Annotated in this window: 11 protein-coding genes; all 11 read right to left on the bottom strand. The window is 40.4% G+C overall.

Annotation, left to right across the window (positions count from 1 at the left end; all coding sequences use genetic code 11):
* Nucleotides 1-117: 117 nt before the first annotated feature.
* On the bottom strand, nt 118-945 hold the full coding sequence (locus H8S37_RS13140) for an HAD-IIB family hydrolase (protein ID WP_186876523.1): 828 nt from the start codon (nt 943-945) through the stop codon (nt 118-120).
* A 146-nt stretch (nt 946-1,091) separates the two neighbouring features.
* A complete protein-coding gene (locus H8S37_RS13135; protein ID WP_186876522.1) occupies nt 1,092-2,063 on the bottom strand; it encodes an NYN domain-containing protein in 972 nt (323 codons plus the stop codon).
* On the bottom strand, nt 2,039-2,599 hold the full coding sequence (gene yfcE / locus H8S37_RS13130; RefSeq protein ID WP_186876521.1) for a phosphodiesterase: 561 nt from the start codon (nt 2,597-2,599) through the stop codon (nt 2,039-2,041). The genes H8S37_RS13135 and yfcE overlap by 25 nt, the downstream gene beginning before the upstream one ends.
* On the bottom strand, nt 2,596-3,894 hold the full coding sequence (locus H8S37_RS13125; protein WP_186876520.1) for a Wadjet anti-phage system protein JetD domain-containing protein: 1,299 nt from the start codon (nt 3,892-3,894) through the stop codon (nt 2,596-2,598). Before H8S37_RS13125 ends, yfcE begins: the two co-directional genes overlap by 4 nt.
* 2 nt (nt 3,895-3,896) lie before the next feature.
* Nucleotides 3,897-7,247, bottom strand: a complete 3,351-nt coding sequence (locus tag H8S37_RS13120) for an ATP-binding protein (RefSeq protein WP_408631378.1) — start codon at nt 7,245-7,247, stop codon at nt 3,897-3,899.
* Nucleotides 7,198-7,842 carry a DUF4194 domain-containing protein gene (locus H8S37_RS13115; protein WP_186876518.1) on the bottom strand — a complete coding sequence of 215 codons (645 nt, stop codon included), beginning with the start codon at nt 7,840-7,842 and terminating at the stop codon, nt 7,198-7,200. The genes H8S37_RS13120 and H8S37_RS13115 overlap by 50 nt, the downstream gene beginning before the upstream one ends.
* Before the next feature lie 10 nt (nt 7,843-7,852).
* Nucleotides 7,853-9,217: a Wadjet anti-phage system protein JetA family protein gene (locus H8S37_RS13110; protein WP_186876778.1), complete on the bottom strand. Its 1,365-nt coding sequence runs from the start codon at nt 9,215-9,217 to the stop codon at nt 7,853-7,855.
* Between the two features lie 260 nt (nt 9,218-9,477).
* Nucleotides 9,478-10,098, bottom strand: a complete 621-nt coding sequence (locus tag H8S37_RS13105) for a Uma2 family endonuclease (protein WP_186876517.1) — start codon at nt 10,096-10,098, stop codon at nt 9,478-9,480.
* Nucleotides 10,095-10,331 (bottom strand): helix-turn-helix transcriptional regulator, encoded by a 237-nt coding sequence (locus H8S37_RS13100; protein WP_456299334.1) that lies wholly within the window; start codon nt 10,329-10,331, stop codon nt 10,095-10,097. Before H8S37_RS13100 ends, H8S37_RS13105 begins: the two co-directional genes overlap by 4 nt.
* Before the next feature lie 72 nt (nt 10,332-10,403).
* On the bottom strand, nt 10,404-11,021 hold the full coding sequence (locus tag H8S37_RS13095) for a nucleoside recognition protein (protein ID WP_186876516.1): 618 nt from the start codon (nt 11,019-11,021) through the stop codon (nt 10,404-10,406).
* Nucleotides 11,022-11,024: 3 nt separating this feature from the next.
* A complete protein-coding gene (locus H8S37_RS13090; protein ID WP_186876515.1) occupies nt 11,025-12,812 on the bottom strand; it encodes a DUF885 domain-containing protein in 1,788 nt (595 codons plus the stop codon).
* Nucleotides 12,813-12,818 lie beyond the last annotated feature (6 nt).

Genomic DNA, 12,818 nt, shown 5'->3' with positions numbered 1-12,818 from the left:
TAAATCACCATTATGAAAAATCCATTTCTTTTTCTGTACTGTATATTGCTTATTTTGCGCGAAAAAAAGTGCAAACTGTAGTTAAAAACCACAGCTTACACTTTCTTATTTCTATTTTTATCTTTTATATTCTTCACTCAAAAACCTGGCGACTCCATCTTCATTACAAGAAGGTATCACCCCTGTTACCATGTCTTTAATTTCTTCCAGTGCGTTTTCCGGAGCGTAACTTCTGTCCGCAATCTCAATCATCGGCACATCATTCCAGTTATCCCCAAATACAACTATTTCATCACATTCTACATACTTTTTCAGCTTTAACAGTGCTGCCTGCTTGCTCGCCTTGTTACTGTAAATTTCCAGGCAGTACAGTCCATTATAAATATTTAAGTAAAAGGAATAGTTAATTCCAGCAATTCCTTCCAGCATATCACAGATTGGCTCTAGTACTTCTTTTTGTCCTGAATACGTAATATAAAATACTTCTCCTCTATACGATACATCCTCCATATCCTTCTGAAAAGATACCTCTGCACATTCTTTCAAAGCCCGTTCACTATAATACTGTGTCTGCTTTTCCAGTTCCCGCCTGCCATAATAAATATGAATACCATCCTTGCAATACATATACACAAAGCAAGACAGTCCTTTTTCCTCCATTAACCTAATGACCTTTTCGGCGCTCTCTTGATTTATAGATTCTACAGATATATATTTTTTGTTTTGAAAATCGTACAGAAATACTCCGTTTGTCAAAATTCCTGATATTTCCAGCTTAATCCCTTCTAATCGGTAGTCACATCCATAGGGCATCCTTGCAGTAGCAACTGAAAATTTCATTCCCGACGCAATACACTGATTCAAAAGTTGTGTGGATTTCTCTGAAATCTTTTTCTCTTTATTAAATAATGTGCCGTCTAAATCTGAAATATATAATGTGCTCATGCTTTTTCCTCCTGGATTCTCACTGATACTTCCATCATAAGTCAGGTATCGAAATCATGTCGATACACAATCTTGCACTCTATATTTCTTATCTTGTCTTACTCCTTCTCAGAATATAAATTTACAACCGTAATGAAGAACCTCTGCTATCTTTTTCCACAATATACCGCTGTATTCTTCTCTCCGTCTTCTTCTACCCTCACATCTGAGAAACTTTCAATGTACTGTTTAAACTGTGAGAATCCATAGTCCCGCACTTTAAAATCTCCGAACCGGTTCCGGATCTTATTCCCCAGTGTTCCCAATGGCACCCCCTGCCTGCCGGCATCTTGAATCAGTTGCAGAATATACTCCTCCAGCATTTCTTTTTTGCTTTTATCCTCATACAGTGTTACAGACACCTTTGTTCCGTCCTGTATGAGCTTTAGCTTCGGAAATGTCTCTAAAAATTTAGACAACAGGCTGTACCCATAACGTCTTACATCAAAGTCTGGGTACAGCTTTACCAATCTGCTTCCTACTTCGCCCAGCCCCGTCTCCTTATTGTCATTCTGGTTCTCTGTAATGATTTTAACAACAGCTTCTTCAATTTGATTTTTAGAAACTGCTGTTTCCTCGCTTGCTTTCTCCACATCTTTTCCTGAAACTGTGTGAACACTGGTACGTTCTTCCTTCTCTAATGTATTGTCCTCCAAAAGCAGCTCCAGCTCCGTAAAAATATCACATGCCTTTCGGAAAGGCTGGGGTGTTTTTACTTCTCCCATTCCAATTACTGTTTTGCCGCTTTCTCTAAGCCGGCTTGCTAATTTTGTAAAATCACTGTCGCTTGACACAAGACAGAAGCCCTCCAATTCACTCGTGTACAGCATGTCCATCGCATCAATAATCATAGCAGAATCCGTCGCATTCTTCCCATAGGTGTAACTAAACTGCTGAATCGGCGTGATAGAATTCTGCAAAAGCTCCCCCTTCCATCCAGCATTGTTTGTCTTTGTCCAGTCGCCATAGATTCTTTTGTATGTTACATTGCCGTATTTTGATAATTCATCCAATATTGGTTTGATATACTTTGCTGACACGTTATCCGAGTCAATCAACAGTGCGTATCGATCTTCCATATTTTATATTCCTCTCCCTCTAAATTTTTCCAACTAAATATTCCATTCTCATATACCATGTAGCTATGCGCAGAATCCGCCTTTGGAATCGAAACCGACCCCGGGTTCATATACCAGTTCCCTGTCCCGTCTATCTCTTTACATGCCGGAACATGCGTATGCCCATTTAGTAAAATATCGCCAGTCTTTAACATAGGCAGCTTCTCTGGATTAAATACATGTCCATGCGTAGCAAACAGACAGATACCATCCAGTTCTAAAAATGCATACTCCGCCATAATCGGAAATCCCAACACCATCTGGTCTACCTCTGTATCGCAGTTTCCCCGTACACACAGTATCTCTCGGCACATAGGATTTAGCATTGCGATTACTTCCTTGGGGGCATATCCCTCCGGAAGATCATTGCGCGGGCCATGATAAAGAATATCTCCCAGCAGCAGCAATCTATCCGCTTTCTCCCTTTTATATGCCTCCAGCATTTCACCACAGTATTGTGCAGAGCCGTGTATGTCTGATGCAATCATAAGTTTCATAAATTTCCTTCTCCTTTCAACAAAAAGCTCTCCTGCTCAATTCCCAATCCCGTCTCTGTCATCTTGTCAATTACCGGCTGTAAGAGTAGCTCTTCGAGCTTTTTCAATTTCTCCAGCTTTTGTTCTTCAATTGGTTCCGCATATGCTGCGTAAGCCTCAAACGTCTCTACATCCATATATAGAGGCATAAGTTCTGGAAAGATTTTTGTTTTTATATAATGAAAAATCTTTACCCCTCCATAGTCTAAATCTCCACTGTGCAGATAACAGATATTCTGTCCTTTCAGCACACAATACAGCTTTTGCAAAAATTCTTTTTCTTTCGGAGTAAAATACCCGTGACTGAACACATAGAGCGTATCCTCCTGATAGGGCGCTGATACAAAGTTTGCCTTATTTTCTATAGTAATGATTCTCTTTAGTCCCGGCTGGTCTTTGGATATACGGGCATTTTTAAGCATCTCGCTGTTGAGCGTAGCCCCGTAGAACCAGTCACCTGTCTGGATGTATTTCCAACCTGTTCCATCAGGAACCTTCATTTCCAGACACAAGGGGCCCTTTACGGAAAGCTCCTGTGCATACTCCTCTATAAAAATCTGGGATAAAATCTCCGTATCGCTCATCTCTGCTTCTTCCAGGTCTGCGTCTATTCTTCCACAATACTTTCGTGCCTGCTTTACCACATAGCCCTGGCATTCCTTTTCAAACCACTTTGCATCCCTAAGAAATTTCTTACTGAACAACCGCTTATAAATAGGCTCTTCTTGCTTATCCAATCCTCGGAAACACTCCTTGTATGCTGCCGTCTTTTCATATCTTTCCCGTATATTACGGCTCTCTGCCTGGCTAAGAAGATTTTCATAATAAGCACGAATCCATGGCCTCTCTATCTGTGCCAATTCCTCCTCCACTAAAGCTCTATACTTCTGTGTCCAGTACCACCGCGGCTGAAAATCCGAATCGACAGTCTTTTGGTACAATTCATAAAAATACGGCATATCCTCCAGCCGGTAAGAGAGAGAATCAAATTCCAGCCCTCTGTATCCTCTGCTCCAGTTAATTTGTATTATTCCTGCTTCCTCGAGTATTTCAGCGGCCCTTGATACCTCCGACTGTAGATGCTCCCTGCTAAAAAGCTGCCCCTTTTTATTATCCAGACTCTTTCTGCCTGTACTTCCTTTTCTCCATTGGTTTTTACTGTTTTCTGCCTGTGCAATTATTTTCTCAATGAGATACTGTACTTCTCTGTCCCCACTCCAGTCAGGGAGACAGTTTCTTTTTTCATCCTCCGCCATACCTATTCTTCTCCTGCAAGCTGCCCGAACTCTTGTCTTTCAAACTCCTGTATGGAAATATGCCGTTTATTGGGATTCGCATACACAAAAGTCTTATCCACATTTTCTATGTAGTTCTGTATTTTATCATTAGTTGCACTAATAATAGCCTGAAAGCCCAGCCCGCGAATCAGAGAAATACAGCTTGCCACTTTCTCTGCGTCCATTTTGGAAAACGCTTCATCAAGAACAACCAGACGAAGAGTAGACGGTCTCTTCATTTTTGCCGGCAGATTGATCTTATATATCTGCGCAAAGCTTGCAAGCAGGGCAATATATAAGGGATTCTGCCCCTCTCCTCCTGAATTCTTTTTTATCATGCGGCTCAATCCAATACGCATCTCTTTTTCACCACGAACGATCTGCTGCATGTCAAAAGACAGGTAGGTACGGTAATCCGCATATTTGTCCATGTTTCTTTTCGCCTCTTCTAATTCCTCCCTCGTAGCGTTATCTGGCGGAATAAATATTTGGATCAGCTCATTCATCATATCTCCATATTCTTCCTCATGCTCCATTGTGAATAAATCCATCTGATTTTCAAAATGGTCGCTTAACTGAGATGGCTTAATATCAAGTGCTTCATCCATAAACATTCTGTAGTACTTTCCGTCCGGCCCTTTATTTTTCGAAATCACAAACTGGTATTTATCTTTTCCGAAATCCAGCCTGCTGATGATCCGGTTTAATTCATCCTTCTGCTGGTATGCCTCCCGTATTGCACTGCGTATCTTATAAATAAAATCCTCTTTAAAATGTTCCACTGCAAATGCTGCCTGTTCTTTTGCCGCCTCTTTATACTTCTCTAAATCTTCACAAGAAAGAGACTGAAGCAGTTCTTCGTAAGGGAGGTTGTTTTCAATGGTAGTAGACAGAGAACGGTTCGGATATTTTTGAATATAACGACCTCTCATTTCGATTAAGTCTTGATAATTTTTTTCTTTCTTTTGTTCTATTTCAGCTTTCACTTTTAATTGTTCATTCTTCAGATATTCATAATTCCCGGAACGGCGTCTATTCAAAAATGCAAGAAATCTTTCTTCGTATTGTTCATTGCTTAAGAAATCTTTTTCTTTCCATGTCAATTTTTCATTTGTCTCAAAATAATTTTTCTTCAGTTGTTCTCCTGTTGCCTGGTTTCTCCATACCGCTTTTTGCAGCTCTTTTATCTGCTCCTTCTTCTCCTCCTGGGCTTTCATTAAATTCTGTTTTTGTTCTTCCCAAAGCGCAATGGATTCCTCCTGGAGCATGGCGATTCTTGTCTTGAGTTCCTCTTTCCTTCTCTCCTTTTCTGCAATCGCCGCGGCATCAGACTTCCATTCCATATACTCCTCAACAGAACGCTCCAATGCCTCTAACTCAAGCGCTCTCTTAATCCCTTCTATTGTCTCCTGTAAGGGGATTCTTTCTTCCTGCAATGCCTGACATTTTTCTTCCAGCTGTCTGATACGCATACGCATGCTTGTCTCTCCGATATAGGCGCGCCTTGTATAATTTTCAGGATTTATATGCTGTAGACGGAAACTGTGATACAGCATACAGTCTGACGTAATTCCAATCCGACATTCTCTAAGCTGATCCATATTCTCACATTTCATAACATTTCCCAAGAAAAAGTGAATATACGCGCGCACATAGTCCTCTTTGGCAAGAACCTCCTGCGCAAGTGAACCTTCTTTTGCCGTATACTGCCCTTCTGTCAGCTTCTCGGTGTCCAAAACTGCCGCCCGGCAAAATCTTTTCTTATCCATTCCCCTGTAAATCTCAAGCGCTGCTTTCGCATACTCCGGAGCCACAACTAACAGCAGTTTATTATTTCCCAAGTACCCCTCTACAGCATTGTGCCATTTTTCATCTCGTATATCCAAAAGATCCGCGAGAATCTGCACCGGCACTGTTTTTCCATATTTCTTACTCAGGCGGATTCGCAATTCATATCTGGCTTCTTCCACTTCATTTGGATATGCTTTCTTTCCCTGTTTTAGTTCCTTTAATTCCTCCCGTGCCGCCTTCTCCTCTTTTTTCACTGCTCTTAACCGAGTATCCGTATCTCGGCGTTCCTCTTCCATCTCCTCCCGTATTTTAGCAAGGCTTTCTTTCAGTCTTTTTAATTCTCCTTCTGTAATTCTCTGATTCGCAAAACGCTCTATATCCCATAATGTCTGATTTGGAACCGCATCCACTTCTCGCCAGGCTTTTAGTCCTGCTGTCGTCCTCTGCCATTTTACCCTGCTGTTTTCCAGACGTTCCAATGTCTCATTTACATTTTTTAGTTCTGTCTCAAGTGCAGTATACCCACTCTCTGCAATATGAAAAATCACTTTTTCATATTCTCTTTGCAGCTCTATTTGTTCTTCTTCTAGCTTTTTACCTTCCTCTTCCTGTGCTTTCAGTTCCTTTTCAATCTCTGTACTTCGATCCGCAAATTCCTGTAATTTTGCCTTCATCTGCAAAATCTCCAGTCTGTCTATCTGGTACGAACAAAAGGCTTCCTCTTCACTGGCCTTGGCATACGCCTCATATTCCTGCGCAATCTCTCTAAGCCAGCGGACTTCCTCCATAGTCTCTTCGATTTTACCCCTCATTCTTCCATACTGCATGACACTTTCCTGCAAATCTTCAATATGAATGTCCTGTTCCATGCAGATATATTCTTTCACAAAGTCTTCCAGCTTGATGTTCATTTTAAACGGAATCGCACGCCGGAATAACCGCGGGAACTTCTCCATGTCAAGACCGCCCAGATAAATATTGTAAAGCTGCCTTCTAAATCTCTCATTGCTGGGGCCGCAGTAAAACTCTTCCTGCGCAAAGTTTCTCTGTAAATACTCCCGAATTTCCACCGTCGTCAGGCATCTTTTATCCGCGCGGTACTGATTTTCCAAAAGCCCTCCCGCGTGCCAGAAAAACAACCTTCCCACTTCATTTGTCGCTGTTTCTACATCAAACACAACGCCGACACACTGTTTTTCCCCTGACCCCGTTTCCGTAAATTCCAGGACAATCGTGCTGGAAAAATTTTTATTTCTAAGATACTGTGATTCATTATTCTCCCCAATATTCACCATACCTCGCAGATATTCAATCAAAGAGCGATCTGAATCATCTGCCGCCGCTTTATTAAAAAATCCTCTTCCATCTGTATTCGCATACAGCACAATCTGCAAGGCATCGATCACAGTAGACTTTCCACTTCCTGAATGGCCTGTAAAAAAATTAATTTCTTTATGAAACGAAAGTATTTTCCGATCTATATAATGCCAATTATTCAGGCATATCTTCGAGAGTGCTTTGAATGATTGCTTCTTCTCCACCATATTCCTCCTCACTGAATGTTCCCAGCAGTTCCCTGATGTCGTCTCCCAAAAGTACTGCATGAATACTTGGATAAATAATAAATCTTGTATTTTCGTCCAGCTCTTCTAATACGTCCATCGGTTCAATGATCTGATACTTTTTCAACAATGCGATTGTCTTTCTCATCTCTGTCGGCGACGGAAGTGAAGAAAGAACATGAAACTCTCCTGCTTTTCCATTTACCATTCCCATTGTGACTACAACATGGCTGCTGGACGAAACTGCCGCCATCTGTTCGTCATAAAGAAGCTTTAGCACAAGCAGGTATATCGTTGCTAAACGCGGCAGCTTTTCTCCCCATAAAGTTTCGCCTTGTATATAGATCAGTCCCATATGCATATTTTCTTGCAGAGTGATTCCTGCAACTGCAAAATATTCCTTTAGAAATTCAAAGTGCCTGCTGCCTGTTCTGTATTCTCCTGACACTGCCATTCTGCCAGTTCTTTTATCGAACTTTCTTTCCAGAAGAAACGTCTGCCGGTATAACACCTGTATTACGTTTCGCAGACGATCCCGTTCTTCATCATCCAGTTCTTCATAATACGCAATCATAAATACCTCCTCAGCTTTTTCTCGGTATAAACTTCAAATCTGGATAACGGTACCTTCCATTTTCTATCATTTCAAGTTCCTCTTCTTCTAAAACCCGATATTTGCTGTTTTTCTTTGTACTGTAATCGTATGCAAGAATTAACTTTTCGAATGTCTCTTCGTCCATATTCTCCACATTCTGTATATCCATTATCCCATCTTCCATATGCGCCTCGATAAAATTTTCAATTTCTGCCACACTATATCTGGTCTGTATCCGGTTTAATTTCAATACATCTTCCTTTGCCAAGTCCGCAGTTTCCTCCTCCACTTCCATCTGACTGATAAAATCTGCTCTGCTTTTCCTGCGCTTATACAATGACTTGCCTGACAAAATCTCAAAAAATGACAAATTCATCTTTTGAGATACCCTCTTTAGAATCTCCTCTTTGTCTTTCTTCTGCGCAATTTGATTTAACAATTTCACCACTAGTCCTTTCGTGTCAGTCTCTCCGCTTAAAAGATAGTTCAATCTTGTAACGGTAGCTCTCACATATTTGGAATGTTCCTTATCCATATTTGAAATACGATGTTCTATATCATCAAAGCCCCTTTCTATCAAATCCAAAAGCTCCAGTACATCCTCCTTTGTATCTCCTGTATTCTGCGCTTTCTTTCGAATACTCTCAATCCACTGTTCATCTTCTCTCATGTCCCGCAGACATTTTTTAATATCCATTTTGTATATATAGAAATTATCTGAAGTTTTTAGTATATGATATTTCTTTTTTACTATTTCCTCCACATATCCGTTCAGATGCTCCTGCAGTAGTTCACCATAGGTTTCTTTGTTCAGAAGCCTTTCAAAAAACTTGTCCATATTATGAAGCATGTCCTGTAAGGCTTTATTTAATTTTCTCGTATTTATAAGAGCCGTACGAAGCATATTCAGATTTACCCTTGGATTATTTTGAAAAGAAAACAATGTTGCATAGACATTTTGAATATAAACCTCTGTCTCTTCCATTTCTTCTGATGAAAGTCTTTCAAATGCTTCAATAAATATCGCAGCATAATCTGGTATAACGATGTTTGTAGTCATTGTATTGTAATCATCAATTTTCTTAAGCCATCCGCTTTTCAACAGCCATTTTAAAATTCTGGACGCAGTTGTCTCCAGCAAGTCTGTCTCTGTCTCATCCTCTTCCCGCATAAGCTGAATCTGTTTTTTTGCGTTCATATCGCTCAATATCTGTACACAAATTTCTTTCGTAAGAAAATAATTACTGTACTGATACTCTTCATTAATATATAATAATGATTCTATGTAAATTTCTCTATTTACTGAACGAAATAAGCCCCAAAATGAAGCTGGTATTTCAAACCGTATCTGCATATTGTCTGCTCCTACTTCTCTAAACATAGCGTCTGCACACTGCCGTTATTATTATACCATGTCCACTAGGCTCGTGGAATACCTCGCCAAGTGGAACAGGTATGACTCGCACTAAGCTTGTAAAAAACCTCGCTAGGTGCTCATATTATACCATATCTGCCATACAATGAGAAAGAAAAGAAAACAGAGGAGCGTCCTTCGTCAGACACTCCTCTGTTTTCTTTTCTCTGTCTCTTCTGTTATTTTCCTCTTTTCCTTTCCTAATCCAGCCACTTCGCGGCATATGCCATCTTTATGGTCAGCTTGCCCTCTATAATATTTACTGGAATGTCAGCATCAATCGGGTAAATAGCAGGGCTCATTTCATTCTCAAAGAAATACACCAGTACTCGCTTTTGATAAGGATCTACAATCCAGTATTCCCTGACCCCTGCATTCTCATATTTCTGAAGCTTTATTATATAGTCTCTTTTACTCGTTCCCGGAGATATTACTTCCAGTATAAAGTCCGGAGCACCTTTGATGTTTCGTCTTACAATCTGTTCTGGATTGCAGACAATAAACACATCCGGCACCAGCATAGTCCTGTCGTCATTGTCAAGCTGTACATCTGCTGGTGCTATAAACGGCGTGCATGGACCCCCTTGTTCAAAAATGTAGTTGGCAATCTGCCGGTATATTTCTCCTGCAATCAACTGATGGAAAGAGGTAGGGGACGCCATATCATAAAAACACCCGTCTATCAGTTCTGCTCTTGTATCCTCGGGCAATGCATAATAGTCCTCCACCGTATACATACCCTGCTTTTTTTCTTCTGACTCTGCATGATACGCATAGGCTTCCTCTCTTATCATATCTCTATTTTTTTCTTTTGTTGTCATAAATGCTCTCCTTTCAGCTCTTCACCACTGTCCTTCTGGAACACAAAAACGTCCTCCACCGGCGTATCAAATACTCTGGCAATATCTACCGCCAGTTTTAAAGATGGATTATATTGTCCCTTTTCCAGACGTACAATCGTTTCCCGCCTTACTCCTACTTTATCCGCCAAATCATGCTGGCTTAAATGCAGCTTTTCTCTGTACGCTTTCATTCGTGTATAAAACGCAGACACTTTTTCTCCTCATTTCTGCTTTACTTTTCTAATTTCTATATGTGATAAATATATCACCTTACCTATTCTAAGTCAATACTTATTCTTCCTGTCCATCCATTTACAAAACACGGCCGCCGCCACAGTACTGACTGCCGTCGCTATAATTCCAGCTCCCACCACTGCTGCCGGATTCACACTTCCGTACTGGCTGCGATAAGCGATTACATTGACAGAGATCAACTGTAGGGAAGAGATATTCAAAATCAAAAACGTACACATCTCATTGCTGGCGACGCCTTTTTTTCTTATCTGTCCCGGAGCCCTCCCTTTTCGTCTTTCCTCCTCCAGCTTTTCCAGTTCTTCCATTGCCCTTAGTCCGGCAGGCGTTGCCGCCCAGCCAAGCCCAAGAAAATTAGCGATAAAGTTTGTAGTAATATGTTCATTTGCCCTGTGCTCCTGTGGAATATTCGGAAATAGAAAATGGATCAGAGGACGCATTTTTTTAGATGCCAGAGTGATAATTCCTGCTTCTGATGCGATTTCCATAATTCCTGTCCAGAAAGACATCACCCCTATCATAGTAATGCAAAGTGTCACAGCTTCTTTTGAAGAATCCAGCGCGGCATTTGTAATATCTGGCATCTTACCGTTAAAAGCTCCAAAGATAATTCCGGCAAGAATCATTCCCGCCCACAGGTAGTTGAGCATCCTTTATTCCCCCTTCAGATCCTTCCACATATATTCTTCCACAACTTCAAACGGCGCCGGTCCTACCGAAAGAACTGCCTCGTGAAACTCCTTATTTGAAAATTCTTCTCCTTTTTCCTTTACCCACTCTTTTTTCAGATTTAAGAATTCAACATATCCTATATAATATTTCAGGTAGTTGCCGGGTGAACCTATGATCAATTCATAAATTGTTTCTATTGTTTCTGTATCTTTAATACCATAATTCGTAAAAAATGCCACTGTATCCATTCGATCCCATCCTTCATAATGGATTCCCATATCTGCAAGTGCATACAGTCCCAGAATGATCGAGCTGTTTTTCTGCAGCAGTGTAGCCTGTTCTTTTGTCATCGGAGCCAGATAATAGCTGCACATCTCTGCATATGTCGCCCAGCCTTCTACATATCCGCCGAAGCTGAAAATATTCCTTAACGGATCCGGATCTGTTCCTGCGTAATATACAGTCTGATATAAATGGCCCGGATATCCTTCATGTGCCAGCGTGGTAAACAGTGTCAGGCTGTTGCTCATATGTGCCTGGTTGACATAGATAACATTCTCTTCTGTATTGTCTATTGCCGGAATCATATAGAATGCCGGACTTAAGTGCTCTTCCAGCGCTTCTGGTACGTATTTGACCTGCAGCTCTGTTTCTGGTTCCGCCGGAAATGTATCAGTGATTTCCATTTTCAAATTATTTAAAATTGCTTCCGGCTCCGTCTCTGTCATAGAAAATGTTTCCTGTGCCTCCTGTGCAGTAATTCCGAGTACAGATTCCATTGCTTCTAAGTCGGTTATAATCTGCCTTCTGGTCATATCTTCCAACTCAGGAATACTTTTATCAGAACCCGTGGACTCCTTTACAACCTGCTCATAATACTTTTTGCCTTCCGGAAGATAACAAAGTCCCTTTTCATTCTTTCCTGTTTCTTTTAATTTTTGAATTTCAGATACAAGCTTGCTGTATGAAGGGTATATATAGTTCTGTAATGCGAATGCATTTTTTTGTATATAGTCACTTTTTTCTTTCTCAGTCAACTCGTCTAATCCATTTATTCTATCTACAAATGTAGAAATCAAATAATTGCTGTCTCCCATGTCTAAAAAAGCATTACACTGCTCTATTACTGTATCCACCGCGTAGTCCGCCATGAATAATCCTTCTTCTGATTTTTTCTTCTCAAATGCAATCAGACTATCAAAATACTCCGGAGTTGTCTGCATTAGGTCTAAATAGATTTTTACATCATTTTCATTGTAGAACTGGTATTCTGACAATAATACTGGAAGCTGTGTCTGAATCCCGCTTACCAGCCCTAATGGTTCCTCATATAAAAGATATTCAATATCTGTCTCCAGCATTTCTAAATAATATTCTATAACATCATATGTCAACTGATTTTGTACAGAAAGATCGTCATAAGAAAATGCGGAGAGAGATTTTCGCATATTTTCTATGGACACATGAACAGCTTCTTCGTCCGCAACAAATGTTCCAAATGTAACCGGCACATTTTCAATCCCATAATCCTCTGGATTTTTTAATGTATAATGAAGACTCACTGTATTTGATGCCACTTCCTGTGCAAATATCATTTTTGTGTATGTAAGAAACGCACTGTCTGCATCTTGGGACTGATTGTGCTGACAGCCAGATATTGTAAGTGAAAATACCAAAATACAGGCGGCCAGCGCTCCCCCAAATCTTTTTTTGTCAAAAATTACTCTTTTTTTTTCGGATTTTATATTTCGGGAAAATAGAAGTGCCATAGAAAC

Source organism: Mediterraneibacter hominis (assembly GCF_014287475.1).
Lineage (GTDB): Bacteria > Bacillota > Clostridia > Lachnospirales > Lachnospiraceae > Mediterraneibacter > Mediterraneibacter hominis.
The sequence above is the reverse complement of the archived record's forward strand: the minus strand, read 5'-3'. Positions and strand labels throughout refer to the sequence as shown.

Bases quoted from the DNA above. Each gene is read 5' to 3' on its own strand.
- H8S37_RS13140 (WP_186876523.1), bottom strand. From the start codon at position 945: ATGAGCACATTATATATTTCAGATTTAGACGGCACATTATTTAATAAA.
- H8S37_RS13135 (WP_186876522.1), bottom strand. From the start codon at position 2,063: ATGGAAGATCGATACGCACTGTTGATTGACTCGGATAACGTGTCAGCA.
- yfcE (WP_186876521.1), bottom strand. From the start codon at position 2,599: ATGAAACTTATGATTGCATCAGACATACACGGCTCTGCACAATACTGT.
- H8S37_RS13125 (WP_186876520.1), bottom strand. From the start codon at position 3,894: ATGGCGGAGGATGAAAAAAGAAACTGTCTCCCTGACTGGAGTGGGGAC.
- H8S37_RS13115 (WP_186876518.1), bottom strand. From the start codon at position 7,842: ATGATTGCGTATTATGAAGAACTGGATGATGAAGAACGGGATCGTCTG.
- H8S37_RS13110 (WP_186876778.1), bottom strand. From the start codon at position 9,217: ATGCAGATACGGTTTGAAATACCAGCTTCATTTTGGGGCTTATTTCGT.
- H8S37_RS13105 (WP_186876517.1), bottom strand. From the start codon at position 10,098: ATGACAACAAAAGAAAAAAATAGAGATATGATAAGAGAGGAAGCCTAT.
- H8S37_RS13095 (WP_186876516.1), bottom strand. From the start codon at position 11,021: ATGCTCAACTACCTGTGGGCGGGAATGATTCTTGCCGGAATTATCTTT.
- H8S37_RS13090 (WP_186876515.1), bottom strand. From the start codon at position 12,812: ATGGCACTTCTATTTTCCCGAAATATAAAATCCGAAAAAAAAAGAGTA.